Here is a 25,488-nt window from a genome sequence, read left to right as displayed (position 1 = left end):
GTAGAGTGGTGTTCGCATTTGTCCGTTTCCTGTGGAATTTTTCTTGCACTTGATAGCAAAATTCCATAGGAAGCGATCGCAACTGAAAATATCATACACTATCTCGATAGATTTACCGTAGTATTTGTTTACTGTATTTTACACAGTCGGAACAACCAAAGGCTCAAAATTACCCAAAAAACCGCGCTTATGACTATCCTGTGTGCAGTAACAGCGAGGATAAAGACTTAAGCGCAGTTAACAAATATTGACCGCTGGCATCAACGAAGAGGAAAAGGGGCAGGGACATAAATTTATTTATGGTTTTGAAACCCCGACGGCAGGGGAATTCCAGAATCTTTCTCCCCTGCCCCTTAGTCATTCTCTGATGAATCTATTCAGGGTAAAAAACTACCGTCCTTAACTCAATACTCTGACGAGGTGGAGCATCTGATGGGCTAGTGGGATCATCAAAGCCAGTATGACCGGCAAACCTAGCCCGTCCATCTTCTGCGGAGTCAAAGCACTTAATAAATAGCGCTTCGTCTTCCTGCATCTGTGGGAAATAAAACCATTGATGTGATGGGTTATAGGTGATTGAGTAAGTTTCACCAGCGTAATTGGGATACAAGAGATCGCCCGCCACCAGGTCTGTAGGTGCGATACTCAGAGCGTCGCAAACTGCCAATGGAGACTCCTGGACTGGTGCGATCGGTCGCCAAATGTTAATCAGTGCAAACCTTTTTTGTAGCGCTTGATCGATGTTATCTATTCCCTGCTCTGTCAATACCTTGCGAGCGCGAGTATAGCCAGATTTGGCTGTAAAGTCATTATGCACGCGCTTGACTGGTTCCCTAATTTCGTTCTCGCCTGGCTGCGAAATTTCAGCGTTACGAAGAGTGTGATCGAATATCAGTACTTCCGTTGCACCTATCAACTCTTTCAATAATTGCTTGGCTTCAGGATAGTAGACGCTGCGGATCTCATCTTCATCATAGAAATCACTGACTTTACTTTTATGTGCGGTAAAGTCGAAGCCTTGGCGCTCTAAGGATACTTTATCTGAAATTTCCCGTGCATTACGGATTGGAACTTTGTGTGTCTCATACTTTCCGTTGGAGCGGGGAACCCCAGCAGGGGGTTCGTAGGCATAGTTGACAAGCTTTTCTGCCATCGGGGTGAGGTAGTTTAGTTCTGCCTCAACGTGTTTCAGGTCAGAGAAAAAACGATTATCTCTGCTCATTGCTTACATCCTTGTTCAAGAATTTCAGACAGATTAAAATCCCCTAGAGTTGAGTTGGAGTGTAATTAACGCTCAATACTCAGAAATTGATCGCAATTACATCTAACAGCGTCAGCAAACTTACAACATGCCTCAGTTATGTTGCCAGAGTTTGACTCAAAGTAGCAGTTGATATTTGTTAACGTCGATCTCGTCAGGAATCTTTAGTACTAGATGATTATAGTTAAATACTTATTTAACCATTGTAGTAGTCAGCATAACAGAATTTTCGCCAAATGATCAAATGATTGTTTGAGTATTTGAGTAAAATACCAGAGCTTGCTATGATATGGGGATGATTGAGAAAATAAATTACGAAAACCGTGCGAAAATCTTCACGGCTCTTTCAGATCCAACACGCCTGCGATTAGTAGATTTACTGTTGAGTACTGACGAAATTAGCTGTTCAGAAATTGCCGAGCAGTTGGATATTAGCTTGTCTCTTTCTTGTCACCACTTGAAAGTTTTGACGGAAGCAGGTTTGGCGAAGAACTATAAAAAAGGGCAAACAAGATACTACTCACTTGATCGTGCTGTTCTCAATAGTACTTTAGAGAGTTTAAGCAGTTTTATTAGTTGAAGAAGGGACTTGCTGCGCCGAAGTCGGGGAGTATTTTAGTACTTCCAAGAAATAAATTACCCAATCTTTTGGGGTATTTTTGTATTTGGAAGTCCCTAATGTGCAATCTACTGTAAGTCTTTAACCGGACATGATATTACTCCTGAAACAATACTTCCTTTGCCGATTTGGTATCACTACGGGAGTCAGCACCTAGTAAACTACGCAGATGGGCGGCCATATTGGCGAACTCTTTGGTGTTAATATCGTCAATCTGCGTTGTATCGACAATTTCTTTCACAGTTCCAGGTACCGATGTCATCACTAAAACTTGATGTCCCAAGTACACAGCTTCTTGTATGGAATGGGTAATCAGAATAATCGTAACGCCTGTGTTTTGCCAAATAGAGTTGACTTCGTACTGGAGTTGAGTACGTGTCAGGGCATCTAGGGCAGCAAAAGGCTCATCCATCAGCAAAATTTGCGGTTTCACAGCCAAAGCACGGGCGATCGCTACCCGTTGTTTCATACCTCCCGATAGCTGATGAGGATATTTATCTACGGCTGCTGAGACTCCAACTAAATTGAGATAGTATAAAGCCTCTTCATTAGCGGCTTTGTTAGCTGCTTTACCTGTAATATTGAGGGCGTAAACGATGTTTTGCCGTACAGTTTGCCAAGGCAAGAGTTGCTCAAAATCTTGAAAAACAACCATCCTATCTGGCCCTGGAGAAGTGATTTTTTTGCCTCTCATCAACAATTCGCCGCTGCTGATGGGCTGAAAACCTGCGATCGCTTTTAGCAGACTACTCTTTCCACAACCCGATGGGCCAATAATTACAAACTTTTCTTTTGGTTTCACAGCAAAGCTAACATCTTCTACGGCTGTAAACCGATGCCTACCTTCTTTGTAGATAATTTGAACACTGTTTGCTGTAATTAACTGTTTGCTGTAATTAATGGTTCTAATTTCGCCATGAATTCAATCTCCTCCAACGCCTTTAAGCGTCGGTAAAATTAATTCATCAATTGATTTAGGCTGCTGATTTAGCATACCTATTTCATGCATAAATTCTCCATATTTCAGGAAGGCTCTTGGCTCAAGACCGTATTCTACAGCCTGATCGGTAATCCACTTTTTATATTGCGCTGCTGAGATTTTAGCACCATCTATCTGTGAGAGGATTTTCGCAGCTTCATCAGGTTTTTCATTCAATAGTTTAGTAGCATCTGCGATCGCAGTGTACAAAGCTTTGCCAAATTCAGGATATTGATTGTAGAATTTTTCCGTAGTAAAGATGCTGGCAGCACTAATCTTACCAAAAATATCAGAACTCTTAAGAATCACTCTACCACCTTTTTCAACTTCTTGAAATTGGAAAGGTGGTGTTGTAAAATGTGCATCAATTTGACCATTCAATAGAGATTGTAACCCTAACGGATGAGCGATAGATTGTATATTCTGATCGAGGGCTGTGGCATTACCTAATTCTTTTTGCGCTGCCCGACGTAGTACAATTGCTTGAAGAGAATCAGGAGATGGTAAGCCAATTTTCATTCCTGGCTTAAAATCTTTTAAACTTTTTATGTTCGAGTTCTTGACGACCAACCAAAACTCACTATGATTAAGTGAAGCTAAAATTTTCCATCCTACACCTTTATCCCAACCAACAAGAAATGGGCCAACACCACCTGCACCAACTTGTAGTTGATTTGCAAGAATTCCATCCCGAATCGCTGCACCATTCGATAATTCTTTCCATTCAAACTTTGTCTGTGGAAATTGCTGTTCTAAAATTTGCTGCTGTTTGACAATTAGTAAATTTGCATAGTTGATTCCTGGTTGATAGGCAAGTGTTACTTTTTCTGGAACTTTTGAAGCTATTTGATTCCCAGAAGTGCAAGCCACGAATACAAAGGTTAGCAGTGCTAATCCAATCAATAAACTCCAAGACTGAAATTGCTTGAATTTCATTATTTTATGCCTCTTATAGCTGCTTTAATAAACTTCGTTCTTGCATTTTACATTCCTCAGTAATCAGCTAAAAAACATCTAATTTGCATAATCTAATTAAACATAACCCTTGTGGGGTGGGCAACGTGAGCGCCCAGTGTACGCAATTTATAATTATTTCCAACTGCATAATATTGTTAAAAATACTGTAAATTAATAGAGATGCAGTACTTTATGAATTTAAACGAAAGTATCACACAGTCACAAGCAAAAAACAAGGTGTGTTAATAAGTTCGTAAAATCTTTGGTTTTTTTAAGCGTTCTCTGTACCTCTGTGGTTAAATAAATTACATTTAAATATAAGATACACAGAGAAAACAGACATAAGAGCTTAAAGAGGAATTTATAGACTAAAATTTACATCCACCTAAACGTTGCTTACCCCTTTTCTGTCACTCTCCGAGATAAGCAAGTAGTTCAGGAGCTAAATCATCCAGAAGCATAAAAGGGTTTAAATTGATTCATTGCAATCTACGATCTGCGCTTCGCTATCGCAACTGTTGGGTGAGCGTCTCTCACCAAATGTTTTAGGATTTGTAATTCTACATCAATTGCCCTGCCTACTTTCCAGAGTTTTTTTTGATTCTTTTATTCAGAATACCCAGAAAGTGACAGAAGCTGTTTACGGACGCTATCGCTTCCGTTATGGATGGAAGAAACAAAATTAAGATGCACCAAAAAAAATTACACTTTTATTGTGTCCTGAAAGTTTTGACCGATCCCCCAATGGTGCAAAATCGCCCGTACAGAAGCTTGGTTCTGGGTTGAGACGGTTATAAGATTGGTGAAATGGTTGCTGCCATTATCCCGTTTAGGAGACTGTATTCATCCGTCAACCCAGGTCAGGACACACCTCCAATTGCTAGTATGACTCCGCATTCGTGAGGAAGCCTTTGATGATGAAAACACCAAAGTCCAAATCCCGTTTACATCAACCAAGAACAAATAAAACTTCTGACTTAAGACCAATCAACCCAAATGCAGCGGGTATTGATATCGGTTCAGAATTTCACGCTTGTGAGCGTTCCAAAAGAGAGAGCCTCCGAAAGTGTCAGACGTTTTGGCTGTTACACTGCTGACCTGTATGCTCTAGCTGATTGGTTAGCTCTTTGTGGAGTGAAAACTGTAGCAATGGAATCAACGGGGGTATATTGGATTGCGTTGTTTCAAATCTTGGAGACAAGGGGCTTTGAAGTTAAACTTGTCAACGCCCATCACGTTAAAACATTGCCTGGACGTAAAACTGATATTTTAGACTGTCAATGGTTGCAACAATTACATAGTTACGGATTGTTGTCTGGTTCTTTTCGCCCAGAAGACCAAATTTGTGTATTACGGAGTTATATCCGCCACCGAGATAGTCTCATCAAAAGTGCTTGTGTTCACATTCAACGGATGCAAAAAGCTTTAACCCAGATGAACGTGCAACTGCATAAAGTTGTTAGCGATATCACTGGTACTACTGGTATGGCAATTATTCGAGCTATTGTTGAAGGAGAAAGAAATCCACAAATTTTGGCAGCTAAAAAGCATCACCGCGCTAAACGCTCAGAAGCAGAAATTGCCGCCGCCCTGAATGGTGATTATCGCAGTGAGCATGTCTTTGTACTCCAACAAGAACTACAACTTTACGATGTTTATCAAACTCAGATAGCGGACTGCGACCGCCAAATACAGGAGTGCTTGGCTCAATTTAATGACAAAGTTAATCTTGATGAATCTCCGCTTCCGCAACCAAAACATCCTCGCAATAAACCTCAAGGCAATGAACCCGATGCGTGATTTACGTACCCATCTTTACCGAATTAGTGGCGTAGATTTCACTGCCATTGATGGTCTTGGTATCCTTACCGTACAAACCATTATTTCTGAGGTTGGTTGGTTTAGATCCTAGCCGATTCCCAACTGTTAAACATTTTACTTCTTGGCTTGGTCTTTGCCCTTGCAATCGCATCACTGGTGGTAAAGTTAAAAGTTCTCGAACTCGCTTGGTAGTTAACCCTGCTACCAATGCTTTCCGAATGGCTGCACAAACAGCTGGCAAGAGCAATTCTGCATGATTGTGCTTTTTATCGTCGCTTACGTTCTCGCCTGGGTACACCTAAAGCTATCACTGCTACTGCTCATAAGTTGGCACGAATTTTCTACCGACTTTGGACAACAGGAGGTAACTATCAAGATATTGGCATGGATTATTATGAGCAACGTTACCAAGAACGAGTCATCAATAACCTCCAGAAAAAGGCTCTAGCTTTAGGTTTTGAGCTTACTCCTCAGCCCCAAGCAAATACTGTTTCTTAGGAGAGGGATAAGGTTGATACAAATAGGCAGTAGGGGGCAGGGGAAAAGAGTTAGAGACAAATCATTTGTATGAAGTATTTCATGAAATGGTACAATCTCTTTCCTATATCAGGAAGGGGAAAAGTCAGATTACAAACTTGCTTATCCATCAATTGAAACTTGGCAGCCTAATATAAAGATATTGTCGAATTCGCAAGTAGCCAAGCCTTCTGAGTCCATGCGTTATTAAATAACTCGACCTCTGACACTTTTAATTCAAATGAATGGGGTGGTGATTCTAGCAACAATGGCGAACCTTTATCATGGGCCTCAACTAAGTTAACTATCCAGGGAAGAAAGTCTAAGATTTCTTTTGGTAGTACAGTTAACTCGAAATCCCAAACCAAATTTAGACCCCGGCATACTTGTCCTTTTCTAAATACCGTCACTCTACCAGCACTCTTGTTAATAGCCAGTCGAAGAATGAATGGGCGAAATGGGACAAATTCATCGGGTGCTGTATAAGCATATACATTTATATAGTTCAGTCTTTGCCTATGATCCATCCAAGATGCGATCGGTGAATTACTACTATAAGATGTACCAGTTATAATCACTGGCATCTTCATAGCAGCAGCAAAGTTAGAGTAGAACTTATGCCTTAGTTCGCTAACAATATGTTTAGCTTCTGGGTTCATGGTTGCTACACCTATTACAAAAACGATACCTGCGATCGCCGACGCTAACGCATGGCTTCATCAGAATTATTTTCTAAAACCTCCTGTCTCTAGCCCTCTGTCTTTCTTCGGTCAACCGAAGTAAAAAAAAGGCAGACGCCTTGTCTGCCTTCAAGACTTTAGAGTTAAACTCTTGGTTCTAGACCTTAATAAGGTCGAGAGTATCCTCCTCCACCTCGTCTACCACCAGAAGAACCTCCATCAGTCTTAGGCTTGGCTTTATTAACTTTTAAGCTTCGACCCATCCATTCAGCATTATCAAGGGCATCAATCGCCGCTTGTTCTTGTGCGTCTGATTCCAATTCTACAAAGCCAAAACCTCGTACCCGACCTGTTTCTCGGTCGATAGGCAATTGAACATTTTTGACAGTTCCGTATTCTGCAAAGACTTGCCGGAGGTCATCTTCTTTAACCTCATAAGATAGATTACCGACGTAAATTGACATAAAATGTCTCCAGAATCAGATGGTGTAGAGATTTAGATCCGGAGAGGTCTGTAATACAAGTATATATAAAAACAAACTACATAGCCGAATTTCATCTTCCACGCATACTTTAACATAAATGAAAAAGTTATGTTCATCAGCAACACTATACTTATTGCAATTCGATTTGATTTTTGAACTTATTTGCCTAAGTAGGGAGTAGAAAATAAGGAATCAGCTTTTTCAAGTTGTACGGAGTTTTTTCAAAAATCAAATCGGAAAAATCTATCTACGAGCGATTGCCTAAAATTTGAAGTTACCAAAAATTTTCATCGCTGAACTTATTTATCTTCAAACAGTATGAGGAATTTTGAAGTTTTATTCACTCAAAAGTTTGAGAGAGCGCAATTAAATAAAATCAGTGCGATCGCTTGTAACGTAAAATTAATCTCCATCCAGCATTTGCTAACACCTTGACGCCCATGTTTTGCGACTACCTAATTCAAATCCTGACTGCCCGTGTGTATGATGTTGCCCAGGAAACACCACTTGAGTATGCACCAAATTTATCGGCGCGGCTGAATAATCAACTCCTGTTGAAACGTGAAGATATGCAGTCAGTATTTTCTTTTAAATTACGGGGTGCTTATAACAAAATGGTGCAACTGCCACCAGATGTATTAGCAAAGGGTGTAATTGCAGCATCGGCGGGGAACCATGCTCAAGGAGTTGCCCTTGCAGCCAATCGCTTGGGAACCAAAGCGATTATCGTGATGCCAATAACTACACCTCAAGTCAAGGTGGATGCTGTGAGAATGAGGGGTGGGGCAGTTGTGTTACATGGAAACACCTACGACGATGCTTATAGTTATGCCCGCGAACTAGAAATAGAAAAAGGATTGACCTTTATTCATCCCTTTGACGATCCTCATGTCATTGCTGGACAAGGAACAATCGGGATGGAAATTTTACGGCAATATCAGCAACCCATCCATGCGATTTTTGTGGCGATTGGAGGAGGCGGATTAATTTCTGGGATTGGGGCTTATGTGAAACGATTGCGTCCCGAAATCAAGATTATTGGTGTTGAACCAGTAGATGCTGATGCGATGTCTCAATCACTCAAAGCCGGACATCGGGTGCGCTTGTCCCAAGTGGGGTTATTTGCTGATGGCGTGGCGGTGCGAGAAGTCGGTGAAGAAACCTTCCGTTTATGTCAGCAGTATGTAGATGAAATCATTTTGGTGGATACAGACGATACTTGTGCTGCGATTAAAGACGTATTTGAGGATACGCGATCAATTTTAGAACCAGCCGGTGCATTAGCGATCGCAGCTGCTAAAGCTTACGCCGAACGAGAACAAATCCAGGGAGAAACCTTAATCGCTATTGCCTGCGGTGCAAACATGAATTTTGATCGCCTCCGCTTTGTCGCAGAACGAGCAGAGTTTGGTGAACGCCGCGAAGCGATCTTTGCAGTTACAATTCCTGAAGAACGGGGAAGTATTCGCCAGTTTTGTGAATGTATTGGCAACCGTAATCTTACCGAGTTTAATTATCGCATTGCCGATGAAAAAACAGCCCATATTTTTGTAGGTGTGCAAATTCAAAACCGTGCTGATGCTGCAAAGATGGTAGAAACCTTTGAAGCTCATGGATTTGAAACCCTTGATTTAACAGACGACGAACTAACCAAGTTACATCTGCGGCACATGGTAGGTGGGCACTCTTTCCTGGCTCACAATGAATTGCTCTATCGTTTTGAGTTTCCCGAACGTCCCGGCGCATTGATGAAGTTTGTTACTTCCATGAGTCCCAACTGGAATATCAGTCTTTTTCACTACCGCAACAACGGCGCAGACTACGGACGAATCGTTGTTGGTATCCAAGTTCCCCCGCACGAGATGGAAGAGTGGCAAGCTTTTCTCGATCATTTGGGCTATCGCTATTGGGATGAAAACAAGAATCCGGCATACAAGTTGTTTTTGGGCTAGCAGGGGAGCAGGGGAGAAGTTGCAGTAAGTTTTATCCCCTCCGCCCCTCCGCACCTCTGCCTCTTGTGCCCAATCCCCAATTTAACGAGAACTCCCCTTCAATATCAGATTGGAGTCCCAAGTATAGAAGCCGATTTGATTCGGAACCCTAGAGAATCTGCCTGTCCGATAGCCTCTAGATAATTCATTCAGCACCTTATTTTTGATCTCTCTGAGTTGCTGAGAATCTATTTCTCCATAAATTCCGGCGATGACTTCAGCAACACTGAAAACTTTACCTGGATTTTGTTCTAACAGAGAGGTAAGGGCATCAATTAAGAATTGACCCTCAAAGGCTTTGAGCATCGGTACTGTTTTTGTCGGAGGTATGAAAGGCTTCTTATTTTTGTTTTTGATATTCCTAGAAGCACCATTGCGATTACTTGGGGCTACCAGACTTAAATCCAGAGTATAACAACCTGGTTCATCGGGAATAGTTACCCAGTAATTCCTTTCTCTACCTTGGGTGAGGGAAGATTGCACCCTACCTTTAACTACTCTGAATAGATTGGAATCTAACTCTCCATAAAGCGATCGCACGATAAAATCGATATGACAAACAGTACCTATCTGCTCTTGCAATAGCTGTTTTATGGCTTCCATTCGCGAGATAGTGTGCTGATATTGAGGTAGTAAGGGGATTTCTACTACCTTCGTGGAACTATCGTTGTTCTCCGGGGCGATCTTTGGATCTGTTGATGTGGTTAGAGGTTGACTCTCTTTTGTATCAACAACAGCAGAAAAAGAATTATTGATCTCAACCTGATTTGAGTCTTTTTTTCGTTCTGACTGTACAGACTCCACTAAGTTGATTTCGTTGATGTCATCAAGGGGTGATAAAAACCGCAGAGAACCTTCTGGGGAAAGATTTGAGGTTTCATCAGCCGCAGTTAGTCTTGATATCTGCTTGTTGGCATCAGAAAAAGACCAGTTAGACAACAACGCTTCTACATGATCCAGCTGCGATCGCGCCTGCACAAAGAGGCGTTCGTACTCTTCTGTGAGGCGAGCATAATAGTCTCGTAATTCCAACAGTGGTGAGAGAAAAGTACCCGGAGGCGGTTCTAATTGTCCATTTTGAGTCATAAGGCTTTAATCAATTTAAATCGATGTCACTTTTATAAGACATTGCTCTGGGTTTTGCTTTTTGAGATGCTGGTTGGGATTTCTTAGGCGGTTGGGGAGGGCGACATCTCTCACAATATAAGGGTCGAGGGCCGAAAGTCTCGCGCTTTGTCAGATCGTTACACTCTTTACAGACAAACTGGAAAACACGAGTATGAATCTGTCTTTTGTGCGCCCGGACAGTATATTCCCTAACATCAATGAATTTACTTGCCATAATCAGGAATTGTGAATTGCCGTCGTATCAATGTCCTATCAATATAGCTATTCAAGCAAATCAAACCGCATCAGTGTGTGTTTATGTAGAAGTTTTATTCAAATCAGTGAATTTAACGCCTAGCATAAAGTGCAGATGAGCAACTTGAGAGTTAGCTATTGACTATTCTCTCAGCATATAAGAAGAGCAAACACTAGTACCAATACTTGTCGGTTAAGGGGAAAAGGGAAAGAAAAAACCTTTAACCTTTACCCTTTAACCTTTTCCCTCAACCTAATTCCGAGTTCAAAATCCAAAACCCGAGCAGTATTGACACTAGTACCATTTTTTAGGCGCAGGCGATTTACATTGTCCTCATCATCAGAAATGGATAGAGGAAAGTACACGATTATTTGTTTCCACTTCTATTAATTGGCAAATCAAATGCTTGACGAAGCCATTCCTGTCTAAAAAAAACAACCACCTCCTAAAAATAGAAGGCGGTGTGCGATCGCTAATCCAAGTATAATTCCAATAAGTTTGTAGTCAGGTTCAACTTGAGAGACTACTGCTGACTGGGAGCAGCAGGTTGTGATTGAGGTTGTTGGCGTAAACCGCGCAAAGACTCACGCAACTTGTTTTGGCTAGCATTATCTCTTCGCCGCCGCCGATTTATGGGTGCTTGTGGCTTTTGTGATGAATTGGTAGTCGCTCGTTCATGTTGGATGCGGCGTAAGGACTCTCTTGCAGTTCCTTGAGTACGAGTTGTCCTAGTTTCAGATGATGAGTTTGTAGAAGTATTTTCAACTCTTTGAGGTTCCAACCGTCTACTAAATCCAGATATTGCTGGTCTTGATGGGGGGGCCAACTCTCTGCGCCTACGTCTTGGAGCTTCCTCTGTGGAATTGGCAGCCGTTGTCTGCTGGGTTCTTTCTTGTGCTTGTCTTTCTTCGGCTTGTCTTTGTGTTTTCCGTTCTTGAACTTGGCGATATCGTCGTGAACCTTGTATAGCAAATTCAGTGGCGATAGACACTCCTTGTCTACCGCCTTCTGCGGGTTTTAATTTCCACTCACGCGCTTGTCTGGCTGTTTCTTCATCCAAATCGCGGTTTCCACTGGAGCGAGCAATCCGCACATTTGTCACATTCCCTTGTGCATCAGTATCTACAGCTACTTCTACTCTGCCTTCGACTCCTCGCCGTCTTGCTGCCTCTGGATATTTAGCATTACATTCACGGCAGGCTGCACGACCATTACCATTACCTGAACTGTTAATTCTTGGAGATGTGGGCGCTGTTCCTACTGTCGGACGGTTTCCTGTTCCACTGCCAGTTCCACTGCCAATTCCACTGCCAATGCCACTGCCAGTTCCACTGCCGATGCCACTGCCAATACCGCTACCAGTGCCAGTGCCAGTTCCACTGCCAACACCACCGCCAGTGCCAGTACCAGTACCTCCGCCACTGCCAGTACCACTGCTTGTACCTACAGCAATACCACTACCAGAGCCTAAACCAACACCAGAGCCGCCACCACCGCCACCCACTGAACTTGCTTTGGAATCTTCAGATAGAGGCGATCGTGGAATGGGTGCAGATTTCACAGAAACTTCTGGCTTGGTAGCAATTGCTTCTGGCAGTGTATTTGTCGGCTGTGGCTTCTGAGTAACTGCTGTAATCTGTTCTTCCTGCTGAACTTTTTCTACTGGTGGAGTTTCTATAGGCTGTTTTTGGACAATCTCTGGTTCTTTTTTGATTTCTTCTGGAATCTCTGCAATTGGTTTTTCTGGTTCCGCAGTTGGAGAATCCACGATCGCAAACTCTATTGCTTCTTCTTCACCTGTGGGTACTCTCGTCAAATAATTACTTATGCCTGAGGACAGTACGCCGATATGCAGCGCCAGTGAACCTATCAGACTGTAAGTCAGAAAAGACTTGAGAGCCTCAACTTCTTTGGAACGTTGCTCGACAGTAATGCCAGAAAAACTCATAGCTATTGCTACCTATTCTCACTAATTTAGCTATCTTAGAATGCAAGGTTATAAATATCAAGTAAACAATTCAAATTATCTGGGACAGCATTACGGAACCCCACGCTAGCAAAAACATCTTTTTGAACCGCCAATATCATGGTTTTTGGACGAAATTAATTTTTGTTTCAATTTAATTAAATTAATTTATGTAAACCAAACAAACAATTAAATAAAAATGATGAGCATTAGATTTGAAAAAGTTATCATTATATTTTATATTTTATTGAGAATAAGTTTCAGCTTTTCTTGAGATTCTGGTAGTCTGATTTTGTATTGTGGATGATGTTATAGAGGCACTACATGGGAATTCAAAATTTGTTTGCAGCAGGCGGTGTGGTCATGTGGCCCCTGTTGGCGTTTTCGGTATTGGGTGTGGCACTGATCATTGAGCGAATCAGGTTTTGGGTAAGAATCAATCAGCGTCAAAGCCGCGTGGTGCGAGATGTTTTGAATCTCTACCGTCTCGATAATGTTGTTGGTGCAATGGATAAACTTCAGAAAAATGCAGATTTGCCACTGGCACGAATTTTTCTGGCGGCTTTAGAATTAGAAGAGCCAAATCCAGAGGAATTTCGTTTGGCATTAGAAAGCGAAGCCCAGGCTGAAATACCTGTACTCAAACGCTTCCAAAATATTTTCGAGACAATCATTAGTCTTGCACCACTGTTAGGTCTGCTTGGCACTGTGTTAGGATTGATAGCTTCCTTTGCCTCTTTAAACCTTGGTGATGTAGGAGGTAGTAAAACAACTGGTGTGACATCTGGAATTAGTGAGGCTCTAGTATCAACAGCATCAGGATTGATCGTTGCTATATTCATACTCATGTTTGCCAATACCTTTCGGGGACTGTACCAACGGCAAATTGCGCTAATTCAGGAGTATGGGGGACAGCTAGAATTACTTTACCGCCGTCGTTATGAACGAGGAGAAAAAACTTATGCGTCTACCAGATGAACCAGAACTTCCATTACAGATCAACATTGTGCCGATGATTGACGTGATTTTTGCAATTTTGACATTTTTTATCATGTCAACTTTGTTTTTAACACGTTCGGAAGGTTTGCCAGTAAATTTACCGAAGGCAGCTACAGCTAAACAACAGCAAGTTCCTTCTAAAATTACGATCACGGTAGATGAACAAGGACAGGTAAGCTTGAACCGTAAACCAACGACAGTTGACGATTTGACAGCGCAAGTGCGGACTTTAGTTGGTTCTAAACCAGAAGTGTTAGTGATTATTAATGCTGATGAAAAAGTCACTCACGGGAAGGTGGTGGCTGTGATGGATCGGGTACGTCAGGTTGCGGGGGCAAAATTAGCGATCGCTACCCAAAGATAAAAACTAAGTAGGTCGGTGTCAATAATTATAGCGTTTCTCGTTTACGTGAGGTACATCTGTAGGGGCACGGTATGTTCCCTACAACTTGCAATTTAACGTTGTACCTCATCTGAATAGGAAACGCTATATTGTTGGGATAAGGCAGAAAGCAGGGGATTAGATATTGTCTAGTTTCCAGTGTCCAGGTAACAAAAAATATTGAGTAAAAGTATAACTTTGCTCAGGCTTAAAAATTTTATATTTGCTCATAATTTTTATCAATCAGAATTCAGGAGTCAGAATTCAGAATGAATTTTGTACGACTGGGGCATGAATAATCGGCGTTTTTGCACCCCCACCAAATTGAAAATTTAGTGGTGCAACAATTGAGTCGTTGGTCTGAATCTCCGACTGATAGCGCAGCGTTAGCGAGTCTGCAAGCGTCTTGATTCTGACTCCTGAATTCTTCTTCAATGTGAATTAACACTACATCAAAGATATTACGAATTACGAATTAAGTTAGCGAAGTGGGACATAGCCCATTACGAATTGGTATTGTTATCTCAATAATTTGCTAAACTCCAACTTTAGGAATAACAAATAAAAACAATTTGAGCAGGGCATCTGGAAGGGGTTGCAGAGTGGCTGATGATGAACGCATAATCAATACACAACAGATTTACCCAAGGGATTTTTCCTGGGGATTATGGCCTGTTTTGCCACTCTACCCTTATGGCAGGCGGCAGACAATCCGTAAAGAAGTCCTTAAGGACACAATTTGGAATTTTGACCAGATTCAGGGCATTTTCTACGTTGTTGTACCGATTCGCATGACTGTTGTTAAGCTCGAAGCTGGAGGTCTTCTTGTTTACGCGCCTGTTGCGCCAACCCCAGAGTGCATCCGGCTTGTGAATGAGTTGGTGGCTAAACACGGTAATGTTAAGTACATTATTTTGCCAACTATCTCTGGTATAGAACACAAGGTTTTCGTCGGTCCCTTCGCCAGATACTTTCCGACTGCACAGGTGTTTGTGGCTCCCCATCAGTGGAGTTTTCCGCTAAATTTACCCCTTAGCTGGCTTGGCTTACCCCCAAAACGAACTCAATTACTCCCAGAAGATAGTCGCAAAACACCCTTTGCTGATGAGTTTGATTATGCAATGCTTGGCCCCATCGCTCTTGGGACTGGTCGATTTGCGGAAGTTGCTTTTTTTCACAAGCGATCGCATACTCTTTTAGTAACAGATTCCGTGCTTTCGATCCCAGAAGATCCACCTGCGATCGTTCTATTAGATCCATATCCTTTGCTATTCCATGCCAAGGATCGTGCTTCTGATATTGTTGCAGACATTCAGGAAAATCGCCGTAAGGGTTGGCAACGGATCTCGTTATTTGCTTTGTACTTCCAACCAAAGGCACTAGATATACCCCAATGGAGTCAGGTGTTGCAAGATGCCCTGAAAGCACCAGAACGCTCAAGAAAAGCCTATTTTGGATTGTATCCCTTTAAATGGCATCCAGATTGGCAGCGATCGTTTGAAGCTTTGCGAGGAAATGGGCGTTTATTTGTTGCCCCAATTTTACAGACATTGATTCTGAACCGCGCACCCAAAGAAACCATTGAGTGGGCTGATAAAGTTGCAAGTTGGGACTTTGAGTGGATTATTCCCTGCCATTTTGATTCACCGATTAAAGCCGAACCGCAGCAATTTCGCCAAGCTTTCTCTTTTTTGGAAAAGCAGCCTGCTGTCAGCAAGGATTTGTTGAGTAGTAGTAGCTATCCTTTACCAGAGGAGGATTTTAAAACACTGAGGGAAATCGATGCAGGTTTAAATAAGTTTGGCATTGTGCCAGCAGCCAAGGAGAAAGTTTAGGCATAGGGCAATACACTTGGGTTACAAGACGCGATAAATCGCCGTCTCTACAAGTGTTTTGGCTAATGAGATTTTATTACCCCTTCAGTTAATTACATTTGAAGCAGCCAACCCAACATCTGACATTTTCTTAACGTTTGATTCCTTTAAACCGTTCTTGCGCGGCTTGAAATGCTTCTTGCATCACCAACTGAATTTTCTGGGGATCGGGTTTTTTACCTCCCATTAAATCACCAAAGTAAACGCAAGCTGCTTCCCCTAGTGCCCAAGTATAGGCAGCTGCCCAAGAGGCGGCGATCGCACTCCCAAAACCTGGTATAAATTTAATTAATTCTCGTGCAATTGCCTGTGCTAAAAATCCACCTGCGATCGCACTGACAACACCTCCTGCCTGAGATGGCGTAATTGTTTGCCCATATAATTTACCCAATAGTCCCACCATTGAAACTTGCAAGGCAGTGAGTACGGGCATTGTGGCAAATGGCAGAGGCACAGCGGCGAGGGTGGCAGACATAATCGCAAATGGCAAAATATAACGGCGTGCAGCATCTCGGTAAAGGTTGCTAATTTGCTGGCCTACTTCTTCTCGATCTAATAGCTGATAAATCGCCTGGGCTTCTGCTTGTGGCAGGAGTTCTGCTAAGGAATCTCGCAGTGCTTCTAAGCCGTAAAATACCTGGGTATAGCCATCTTCTTCTAAGGTAAAGTCAATGAGTACAGAGCGGTCAGTTATTCCTGCGAAGGCTTGTTGGATTGCGGCAAATGGGCGATTGACTTCCTCATAATCTGGCGGATAGGTGGGATGATCTGCGGTATCGGCAGGATAAACCTCATGCAAGGAAGTAACTACTAGTAGACAGGGGATGTCTGGATACTTCTGGCGTAGTTGTTGAGCAATTTGTCGTAGAGTTTCAGTTGCAAAATCATTGATTTTAATGGTCAAAAGGAGGATTCTGGCGGAACGCGTTTGCTGTTGTAAATCGCCAATTAACTCCTGAATGATTGTTTGAGTATCTTGTTTAACATCACCCAATCCCACCGTATCAGTAAAAATCAGTAACGGCAGGTCATTGGAAGGATAAGCATAGCGCTGCGTGTGTTGCGTATGAGGACGAAATCCCTGACCGATAATTTCGGCAGAAACTCCCGTCAATCCCCGGACGATTGAACTTTTTCCGGCTTGGGGTTTACCAATTAGGAGGGCTTCTGTGGTTGGTAGTTCGGCTCGGATTTTCTCTAAAATCTCTGCAACCTGAGTTTCACTCACACTAAACCATTCCACAACCGTCTGTGCCACTTGTTCTACGGGTAGAAGTTGCGTTAGACGCGTTGTTGCTTTGTTCCAGACACCACCAAGGCGGTTTGTCCAGGAATTATCGACCGATTTGGTAGTTGCTCCATCGGTCGGTTCACTCAATTGCTGAGAATCATCTTGCTCAGTCATTCCCATGAAAACGGTTGATAGAATTCAATACATCCTGTCTATACTTATCGTACTGTCAAACTTGGTTTCCCTGGAGTTACAATCTAAGGAATTGGGAGCAGTAGACAATTTATGACGCAAGCCATACTCAAACTAGTAACCTTTGAAGATTTTGCAGCGTGGCGTCCCGAAGGCGGAAGGTACGAATTACATAATGGTGTGATTGTTGAAATGGCGCAACCGTTGGGAGATCATGAAGACATTGTTGGTTTTATCGCCAGAAAACTAACAGTAGAATTTGACCGATTAAATTTACCTTATATAATCCCTAAAACTGCACTGATAAAACCAACTAATTCGGAATCTGCCTACTCCCCAGATGTGCTATTACTCAATCGCTCTAATTTAGTGAATGAGCCGCTATGGAAAAAAGATTCAACTGTAAGCTTTGCAGCCTCAATTCCCTTAGTAGTTGAGGTAGTTAGTAGCAACTGGGATGATGACTACTACACAAAACAGGGTAAGTATGAGAGTATGGGAATTCCAGAATACTGGGTTGTAGATTATCTCGGTTTAGGCGCTAAAAAGTTCACTGGCAACCCAAAACAGCCGACTATATCGATTTATCAACTAATCGATGAAGAATACCAAGTTACTCAATTTAGAGGTGATGACCGCATCGTATCACCTACTTTCCCCCAACTAAACCTGATTGCTCAACAGATTTTTCAAGCTGGTAGTCCCCAGATGTAGCTATGATCGCGCACAATTTTTGCGAGTTAATAGTTATTAAAATTATTACTGCGTCTACGTGTAACCGATTTTTAAGCAAATTGTGAAGACGGGCGATCGCGTTTTTTGATTACCTTACTAAATAATAAAGATGGTAATGGGACAGCCTGCGACTAACTCGTTTCTGGAGGTAGCGGTAGCTCACACTCCTATACGTCCGTCGCCTTAGAAAAAGGTAGTACCAGCAAATTATTGTTTCGGCTAACAATGCGATTGTTTCGGCTAACAATGCCATTGCATGGACTGACAATGCCATTGTTTCGACTAACAATGCGATTGTTTTGGCTAACAATGGCATTGTTTCGGCTAACAATGCCATTGCATGGACTGACAATGCCATTGTTTCGACTAACAATGCCATTGCATGGACTGACAATGCCATTGTTTCGACTGACAATGCGATTGCATCGGCTTTTAGAGACGTAGCACTGCTACGTCAAAACAATTCATTTTCAGAGATTTCTAATGACTAATGACCGAGTGGCACTAAGAAAAGGCGAAAGGCTTGTGTCACCTCGTTCCCAGTCTGAAGACTGGGAATGTATTCCAAGAGGCTCTGCCTCTAGTTAGCCCACTGTAGGCGGAGCCTCCAAGAATCGGTTCCCAGCCTCCAGGCTGGGAACCAGTTAACCCGTTAAAGCTTATAGCTTTTCTTAGTGCCATTCACTAATAGACATCTCCAGAAATTAAATATGCTTTACCCATAACCCTTGTAGAGACGTAGCACTGCTACGTCTCTACATTCTTTTTCACCAGATGTCTAATGACCAATGACTACTTGATCAAATCAGCGATCGCTTTCACCAATACATCTGGATCTACTGGTTTGGAGATATGCATTTGAAATCCTGCTGCTAGCGCTTGCTGTTGATTCATTTCCCCTGCATAAGCTGTCAGCGCGATCGCTGGTACACTTCCTCCTTGTTGGGGCGATCGCGATCGCACTTCCCGCATCAGCATATAACCGTCTGTCTTTGGCATTCCAATGTCACTAATTAAAACATCTGGTATCGACTCAGATAGTGCTTGTAGTGCTTCTTGTGCTGATGCTACTGCGGTTACTTCTACACCATAGTCTTGCAAAATAAAGGTAATTAAGTCGCGAATATCTGGTTCATCGTCTACCACTAAAACTTGAGTGTCCGCAAGGAGGGAGGATTCAGACTCAGAAGATAAAGACTGATTCTCTTCACCCCAAACCTGTTCGCTTCTGATTAAAAGCGGTAATTCAACAGTGAAGGTTGCACCTGCTTGTTCTCCAGGACTTTCGGCTTGAACTTTTCCCCCATGCATTTCTACAACTTTACGCACGATCGCTAATCCTAAACCAAGTCCGCCAAATACCCGCGTAGTTGTGCCATCAGCTTGGCGAAAGTAATCAAACACATAAGGTAAAAAGTCTGGGATAATTCCCTTACCTGTATCGCTGACCTGAATTTGAATCTGATTATCAGCTTCCATGAGTCGAATTTCTACCCGTCCTCCTGTTGGTGTAAATTTTACCGCATTAGAAAGCAGGTTCCACACAACTTGTTGCAGCCGATTTGGGTCGCCCATCACTTGTCCTAAACTGGGATCAAATAAGGTCTGAATTTGAATTGACTTAGCTTCTGCTGCTAGTCGTACTGTTTCTAGTGCTGCTTCAACTACCATTACCAAGTTTACTGGACAGACATTCAAGTTTAATTTTCCTTGGAGGATGCGAGACACATCTAACAAATCTTCAATTAGCTGGGTTTGTAACTTGGCGTTGCGTTCAATAGTTTCTAAGGCGTGGTTAGTAGTTTTTTCGTCAAATTTGCGAGTCCGCAGCATTTTCGACCATCCCAGGATGGGGTTGAGTGGGGTTCGCAGTTCATGAGAGAGAACTGCTAGAAATTCGTCTTTAATTTTGTTGGCGATTTCTGCTTGTTGGCGTGCTGTCCTTTCGCATTCGAGGAGGCGATCGCATTCTTTTTCTGCTAATTTGCGATCGGTAATATCCAGTACAAAAGCAACACCATGTTCTTGAGAGTCATTCAGCAGGGCCACCCCCAAGACAATTGGTACTCGCTTACCATTACGGTGGATGTATTCTTTTTCGTAAATTTTGGAAATTCCTTTGGTTTGCACCTCTAAAATGGCGCGATCGTCTAAATCTTTATATTCAACAGGACTAATTTCTCTCCAATTAATTTTACCTAAAGTGGCAAACTCATCACGAGTGTAGCCAGCTAGTTGAAGAAATGCATCATTAGCATCAATAACTAATCCATCTACAGTCCAAAAGGCGACCCCGATGAGGTTAGATTCAAACAAACGCCGAAATCGTGCTTCACTTTCACGTAATGATTTTTCTGCCCTTTTGTGTTCGGTGATATCACGAGAGACAGCAATTACACCTTCAATACTTTGGTCAACATTGCGTAATGCTGTAAGGATATATTCATAATAATGAACGCCATCGGCAGTAACATATTTACACTCATCCTTGAGCGGCTCACCAGTTTTCATCACAGCTTGTCGTTGGTTATCTACCTGCATTATTAGGTCTGGAGGTAAATCCAATTCTGGCAAAGTTTTGCCGATAATATCTTGAGGTTTTAAGCCTAGTATTGCTGCTCCGTCACGACTGATATATTGATAACAACCTCTACGATTAAAGATATAGATATGATCGACGGAAGCAGTCAGGATAGCATTTAAGACATTTGCCTGTTCTTGGACTTGGGTTGTTAGTTCGCGAGTGCTTTCTTCTGCCTGCTTGCACACAGTAGTTTCCATGCAAACGCCGATCATTCTTACTGCTTGGCCTCCATCGTCATAGATAAATTTTCCCTTAGCAGAAATCCAATGCACGCTTTGGTCTGACCGAACTATGCGAAATTCATCGTTGTAGTCAGTTTTGTGTGTCAAAGCGTGAGCGATCGCCTCCATAACAGATTGCTTATCTTCAGAATAAACGCACTTTTGAAACGTCTCATAAGGCCCATCAAAACTACTTGGAATTAGACCAAAAAGCATTTCATAATTTTCAGACCAGATTACTTGATTGGTAACAACATTCCAATCCCACAATCCCATCTCAGAAACATCTAGAACTAGCCTCAGCCGTTCCTCACTATCTCTTAGGATTACTTCTACTTGCTCTCGCTTGGCAATTTCTTGTTGAAGTTGCTGTAAAATTACTTCCACATCTGTTGATAGATTGATAGTGGATGTGTCCTTCTCAATATGCAGATCGACAACTGGAATATGAGGATTTTCTACTTCTTCTGACAGCTTTCTTTTTAATGCTATTAATTCTTCCTCAAGGACTGCTTGCCTTTGCTGAGAAGATATCTCTGATTGCTCTAACTCAGCTACACGCTGCCGTAAAAGTGCTAATTCATCAGTGAGTTGAAAGTTAATTTTATCAACATTTGGCATCTTGTACACCACTCATACTTAATAACACCGACTTGAAGAGATGTATGCCCTAATACGCTTGGTTTAAGGGCTACTGGCAACAATTTTGGGTTTTCGAGACGCGATAAATCGCCGTCAAGACAAGTGTTTTGTTGCTCAATCTGAACTGTATTGAGGTATGCTCTAGTTTGAGCTATGAATTTTATAGCTAAAAACTAAATCCATCAAAAGGTACATAAACACTTCAAAAATCAAAATTTAAAATATTATTACAGCAATCATTTTATCTATTAACAATATGCCTTTGAAGCAAAATCAGCTTAGATATTTCAGCCAAAAGATATATGTTAGTTCCAACAACTGTAGGTTAAGCACTGGCACAAATATAAAAATATTCTCGCCTTAAAACTCTATCCTTTTATGAGTAGAGTATTCTGAATTCTGTATTCTGACTCCTGTTTTATTTCTTTAATTGCATAAAAGCTGCACCTATTAATAATGCCACTACTTGCCCCCAGAAAACAACACCCGATTGATTTACGCCAACAGGAGGAATATTTAAGCTGCCGATACCATAAAAGAATTGTTGCCCAAACCACCAAAATATATAGAAAAAGGCCGGTACTTGGATAGGAATATACAAGATTATTAACGGCAAAATGGTGTCAATTTTAGCTTTAGGAAACTTCATAATGTATGCTCCTAAAATAGCTGCGATCGCACCATTACCCCCAATCAATGGTACTGTCAAACTCGGTTCAGTCAGAATTTGGACTATCTCTGTAATCACACCAGCAGCAAGATAAAATCCGAGATAGCGTTTGTGTCCCAGAATATTTTCTACAGTTTTCCCAAAAACCCACAAAAAAAGCAGATTTCCTAATATTTGACTAAAACTGCCGTGCAGAAATATTCCAAAAAGTAGCGAAAATGCTCGCCAAATTACAATTATCCAAGCAGCATTGTTGAAAAAGAGTGCATTTGTAATTGCCCCACTAATCTGCGCTGGAATCACACCCCAACTATTGATAAAATAACCCAATTCATCATTAAATTCTAGTTTAAGTTCCCATAAAAATACAGCTAGGTTAATGCCAATCAACCAATAATTAATAATCGGCTTACTTCGGCAACGAATATTATCACTAATAGGAATCATCTCAATACGGTTCGGTTAAGGTTTTTCGATGAAAATTATATATCACAAAGATCCGATAAATCATCATAAAGACGCGATAAATCGTCGTCTCTACAAAAGACTTCTTATTGTAAAGACGGCGATTCATCGCGTCTCTTGTCTTAAGCGAACAGTATTGTGAATCATAGATTAGTCATTAGTTATTCTCCTCCTACCTCCAGACTCCCTCACTCCCCCTTAACGTGTGGCAAGATTGAAATCAGATCGCATCGCACTTAATTAGGTAAACGAGATGCTGGGAAACACACTTGTAGGAAGATACCAAATTATTAGTAACTTGGGAGGTGGGGGTTTTGGTGAAACTTTTGTGGCTTCTGATACTCAATTACCGGGTTCACCTCTATGTGTCGTTAAGAAACTCAAACTCCAGGCAAGCGATCCAGTAACTTTGGAGACAGCTAGGCGTTTATTTAATACGGAAGCACAAGTTCTGTATAAATTAGGAACTCACGATCGCATTCCCCAACTTTTAGCTTATTTTGAGGAGGATGCCGAATTTTATCTCGTACAAGAATTAATTGAAGGTCACGATCTGAGTCAAGAATTAACACCGGGTAAAACCCTAAGTCAAGAGCAAGTAATTTCACTTTTACAAGAACTTTTGACAATCTTAGAATTTGTTCATCAACAGAATGTAATTCACCGTGATGTCAATCCGCGAAATATTCTCAGACGCCAACCAGATGGCAAACTAATTTTAATTGATTTTGGTGCGGTTAAACAAATTGCTACTCAAGTTATTACTCCCCAAGGTCAAACTATAGCTACTGTAGCTATCGGTACACCTGGTTATATTCCTGGTGAACAAGCTCATGGGACACCAAAATTAAGCAGTGATATCTATGCTGCGGGAATAATTGCTATTCAAGCTCTCACTGGATTATCACCAGAAGAAATAGTCAAAGATGCTGATACTAATGAAATTATCTGGCATAATCAAGCCACGGTTACGCCAGAATTCGCTCAATTCTTAGATAAAATGGTGTGCTACGATTTTCGGCAACGCTATCCTTCGGCAACGGTGGCATTACAAGCGCTGAAAGAGTTAACAAAACCACCGGCAGAAACAATAGCTTTAACTCCCATTTCCCCACCAAAAAATATTAACAAACCGCAACCGAAAAAAGGTACATTGGGTAAAATTTTACTATCAATATTTTTACTTGGTGTTGGTGGAGTAGCATCAATATTTATTTGGAATAATATTAATTCAAATAATGCCATAGAATTATCTAAGCAAGGAAATACGCTTTTTGATTTGCAACGTTATCAAGACGCGCTAGAAGTATATGAAAAAGCCGTTAATATTCGACCAGATTATCCTCAAGGCTGGAATGGTCAAGGTAAAACGCTAGATAAATTAAAAAAATACAAAGAAGCATTAGTGGCGTATGATAAAGCAATTCAACTTAAACCAGATTATTTGGAGGCTTGGATTGGACGGGGTTTTGTATTGGGAAATTTACAACGATACCAAGAAGCGATCGCTTCTTTTGACAAAGCCTTAGAATTAAATGGCAACAATTCAGAAGTCTGGAATGCTAAGGGTGACGCTTTCAGTAATTTAAACCAAGATGACCAAGCAATTAAGTCTTATGAAAAAGCGATTGAACTCAAACCAGATAATTATGAAGCTTGGTACAAAAAAGGATTAGCATTACAGAATTCTAAACGATATGAAGAAGCGATCGCAGCCTTGGAAAAAGTTGTTGAACTAAAACCAGACTACGAGCAAGCTTGGTACAATCTGGGGAATAATCGAGTTAGAATGCAGCACTATAAAGATGCATTCACCGCTTATGATAAAGCTGTACAATACCAGCCAAATTATTATCAAGCTTGGTTGTCAAGAGGTAATGTACTGCTAAATCTACAACGTTATGCAGAAGCGATTGAATCTTTTAATCAAGTAATTAAATCCAATCCCAGAAACTACCAGGCATGGTATAATTTGGGCTGGTCGCTGCATCAAACCCAACGTTATGAAGACGCAATAAAATCTTACAATAAAGCAGCAACAATTAAGCAAAATGATTATCAACTATGGTATAATCTAGGGAATTCCCAATACATATTGCAGAAATACGAAGATGCGATCGCATCTTATAATAAGGCAGTTCGTTATAAACCAGATCATGCTGAAAGCTGGTATAGCAGAGGCAATGCACTATTAAATTTGAAACGATTTAAAGATGCGATCGCGTCTTACGATCAAGCAATAAAATACAAATCTAATTACCAACAAGCAATAGACGGCCGCAATCAAGCCCAAATTCAATTACAAGGCGAAATATCAAAGCCTAAGCCTGTAATTGTGCCAGTTCTGCCATTTCCTAATTCCACCAATCCACCGCAAGGGAATTAAAAATTAAAAATTAAAAATGAATACAGTAAAAAAATTGTAGGTTGGGGAGCCACTGCGTTGCGCGTGTTCGCCGCGTTGTAGCAAGTGGCGTTGGAGGCTTTGCCAAAGCCAACATTATGTTGGGTTGCGCTCCGCTCCACCCCAATACTACTTGGGTTTTGCATTTTGAACTCAGAATTTGGTTTGGGGAAAAGGTTAAAGGGGAAGGGTTAAAGGTTTTTTCTTTCCCTTTTCCCCTTCCCCTTTTCCCCTTAACCGATAAGTATTGCGCTCCACCCAACCTACGTCTAATGCACTGTTTTAAGCTTTCATACACTACGTGTATTTCAATAATCAAATAGGAGTCCTATAGTACGTTCACAATTCGTAATTAGAAGCAATAATTGGAATTTTAATTTATTTGAAAGCATATTTTGATATAAAAACTTATAATTCGTGGCATTACTATAAATTTCTGGTTTATTTTACC

Annotated in this window: 19 protein-coding genes and 1 pseudogene; 8 read left to right on the top strand and 12 right to left on the bottom strand. The window is 41.5% G+C overall.

Translation table 11 applies throughout. From position 1 onward, the window contains the following. Positions 1 to 373: 373 nt before the first annotated feature. On the bottom strand, positions 374 to 1,222 hold the full coding sequence (locus tag FD723_RS07915; RefSeq protein ID WP_179064832.1) for a CmcJ/NvfI family oxidoreductase: 849 nt from the start codon (positions 1,220 to 1,222) through the stop codon (positions 374 to 376). Between the two features lie 328 nt (positions 1,223 to 1,550). On the opposite strand from FD723_RS07915, the gene FD723_RS07910 reads away from it, so the two are divergent. Then, positions 1,551 to 1,841, top strand: coding sequence for a helix-turn-helix transcriptional regulator (locus FD723_RS07910; RefSeq protein ID WP_179064831.1), 291 nt, complete (start codon positions 1,551 to 1,553; stop codon positions 1,839 to 1,841). A 136-nt stretch (positions 1,842 to 1,977) separates the two neighbouring features. On the opposite strand, the gene FD723_RS07905 is transcribed toward FD723_RS07910, so the two are convergent. Beyond that, positions 1,978 to 2,682 (bottom strand): ABC transporter ATP-binding protein, encoded by a 705-nt coding sequence (locus FD723_RS07905; protein WP_218651806.1) that lies wholly within the window; start codon positions 2,680 to 2,682, stop codon positions 1,978 to 1,980. 120 nt (positions 2,683 to 2,802) lie between these two features. Beyond that, the gene (locus FD723_RS07900; RefSeq protein WP_179064830.1) at positions 2,803 to 3,795 is read right to left on the bottom strand and encodes an ABC transporter substrate-binding protein; all 993 of its coding nucleotides are present in this window, start codon (positions 3,793 to 3,795) and stop codon (positions 2,803 to 2,805) included. A 938-nt stretch (positions 3,796 to 4,733) separates the two neighbouring features. Between FD723_RS07900 and FD723_RS07895 the strand changes: the two are divergent. After that, positions 4,734 to 6,135, top strand: a pseudogene (locus tag FD723_RS07895) (IS110 family transposase). Between the two features lie 167 nt (positions 6,136 to 6,302). Here the strand turns inward: FD723_RS07895 and FD723_RS07890 are convergent. Both FD723_RS07890 and FD723_RS07885 read right to left on the bottom strand, forming a co-directional pair. Beyond that, on the bottom strand, positions 6,303 to 6,812 hold the full coding sequence (locus tag FD723_RS07890; protein WP_179064829.1) for a hypothetical protein: 510 nt from the start codon (positions 6,810 to 6,812) through the stop codon (positions 6,303 to 6,305). A gap of 185 nt (positions 6,813 to 6,997) precedes the next feature. Then, positions 6,998 to 7,297 (bottom strand): RNA-binding protein, encoded by a 300-nt coding sequence (locus FD723_RS07885; protein ID WP_179064828.1) that lies wholly within the window; start codon positions 7,295 to 7,297, stop codon positions 6,998 to 7,000. A gap of 461 nt (positions 7,298 to 7,758) precedes the next feature. Here FD723_RS07885 and ilvA point away from each other — a divergent pair, with 461 nt between their 5' ends. Continuing rightward, positions 7,759 to 9,270: a threonine ammonia-lyase, biosynthetic gene (gene ilvA / locus FD723_RS07880; RefSeq protein ID WP_179069074.1), complete on the top strand. Its 1,512-nt coding sequence runs from the start codon at positions 7,759 to 7,761 to the stop codon at positions 9,268 to 9,270. Positions 9,271 to 9,351: 81 nt separating this feature from the next. Here ilvA and FD723_RS07875 read toward each other — a convergent pair whose 3' ends face one another. The 3 genes from FD723_RS07875 to FD723_RS07865 form a co-directional block, all read right to left on the bottom strand. Beyond that, complete coding sequence (locus FD723_RS07875; protein WP_179064827.1) at positions 9,352 to 10,395, bottom strand: hypothetical protein; 1,044 nt, start codon at positions 10,393 to 10,395, stop codon at positions 9,352 to 9,354. A gap of 10 nt (positions 10,396 to 10,405) precedes the next feature. Next, complete coding sequence (locus FD723_RS42575; protein ID WP_179064826.1) at positions 10,406 to 10,651, bottom strand: hypothetical protein; 246 nt, start codon at positions 10,649 to 10,651, stop codon at positions 10,406 to 10,408. Between the two features lie 544 nt (positions 10,652 to 11,195). Further along, the gene (locus tag FD723_RS07865; protein ID WP_179064825.1) at positions 11,196 to 12,620 is read right to left on the bottom strand and encodes a TonB family protein; all 1,425 of its coding nucleotides are present in this window, start codon (positions 12,618 to 12,620) and stop codon (positions 11,196 to 11,198) included. Positions 12,621 to 12,962: 342 nt separating this feature from the next. On the opposite strand from FD723_RS07865, the gene FD723_RS07860 reads away from it, so the two are divergent. From FD723_RS07860 to FD723_RS07850, 3 genes are all read left to right on the top strand, one after another. Beyond that, positions 12,963 to 13,616 carry a MotA/TolQ/ExbB proton channel family protein gene (locus FD723_RS07860; protein WP_179064824.1) on the top strand — a complete coding sequence of 218 codons (654 nt, stop codon included), beginning with the start codon at positions 12,963 to 12,965 and terminating at the stop codon, positions 13,614 to 13,616. Then, on the top strand, positions 13,600 to 14,001 hold the full coding sequence (locus FD723_RS07855; RefSeq protein ID WP_179064823.1) for a biopolymer transporter ExbD: 402 nt from the start codon (positions 13,600 to 13,602) through the stop codon (positions 13,999 to 14,001). The genes FD723_RS07860 and FD723_RS07855 overlap by 17 nt, the downstream gene beginning before the upstream one ends. Before the next feature lie 620 nt (positions 14,002 to 14,621). Further along, complete coding sequence (locus tag FD723_RS07850; RefSeq protein WP_179064822.1) at positions 14,622 to 15,854, top strand: DUF4336 domain-containing protein; 1,233 nt, start codon at positions 14,622 to 14,624, stop codon at positions 15,852 to 15,854. Positions 15,855 to 15,984: 130 nt separating this feature from the next. On the opposite strand, the gene FD723_RS07845 is transcribed toward FD723_RS07850, so the two are convergent. Continuing rightward, a complete protein-coding gene (locus FD723_RS07845; protein WP_179064821.1) occupies positions 15,985 to 17,298 on the bottom strand; it encodes a GTPase family protein in 1,314 nt (437 codons plus the stop codon). A 111-nt stretch (positions 17,299 to 17,409) separates the two neighbouring features. Here FD723_RS07845 and FD723_RS07840 point away from each other — a divergent pair, with 111 nt between their 5' ends. Continuing rightward, a complete protein-coding gene (locus tag FD723_RS07840; protein WP_179064820.1) occupies positions 17,410 to 18,030 on the top strand; it encodes a Uma2 family endonuclease in 621 nt (206 codons plus the stop codon). A gap of 109 nt (positions 18,031 to 18,139) precedes the next feature. On the opposite strand, the gene FD723_RS07835 is transcribed toward FD723_RS07840, so the two are convergent. The 3 genes from FD723_RS07835 to FD723_RS07825 form a co-directional block, all read right to left on the bottom strand. Beyond that, complete coding sequence (locus FD723_RS07835; protein ID WP_179064819.1) at positions 18,140 to 18,466, bottom strand: hypothetical protein; 327 nt, start codon at positions 18,464 to 18,466, stop codon at positions 18,140 to 18,142. 377 nt (positions 18,467 to 18,843) lie between these two features. Further along, positions 18,844 to 21,477, bottom strand: a complete 2,634-nt coding sequence (locus FD723_RS07830; protein WP_179064818.1) for a PAS domain S-box protein — start codon at positions 21,475 to 21,477, stop codon at positions 18,844 to 18,846. Between the two features lie 439 nt (positions 21,478 to 21,916). Then, positions 21,917 to 22,615 carry a rhomboid family intramembrane serine protease gene (locus FD723_RS07825; protein ID WP_179064817.1) on the bottom strand — a complete coding sequence of 233 codons (699 nt, stop codon included), beginning with the start codon at positions 22,613 to 22,615 and terminating at the stop codon, positions 21,917 to 21,919. A 271-nt stretch (positions 22,616 to 22,886) separates the two neighbouring features. Between FD723_RS07825 and FD723_RS07820 the strand changes: the two genes are divergently transcribed. After that, positions 22,887 to 25,019 carry a tetratricopeptide repeat protein gene (locus FD723_RS07820; protein ID WP_179064816.1) on the top strand — a complete coding sequence of 711 codons (2,133 nt, stop codon included), beginning with the start codon at positions 22,887 to 22,889 and terminating at the stop codon, positions 25,017 to 25,019. Positions 25,020 to 25,488: the final 469 nt, after the last annotated feature.

Origin of the sequence: Nostoc sp. C052, from assembly GCF_013393905.1 — a bacterium.
Taxonomy (GTDB): domain Bacteria; phylum Cyanobacteriota; class Cyanobacteriia; order Cyanobacteriales; family Nostocaceae; genus Nostoc.
The sequence above is the reverse complement of the archived record's forward strand: the minus strand, read 5'-3'. Positions and strand labels throughout refer to the sequence as shown.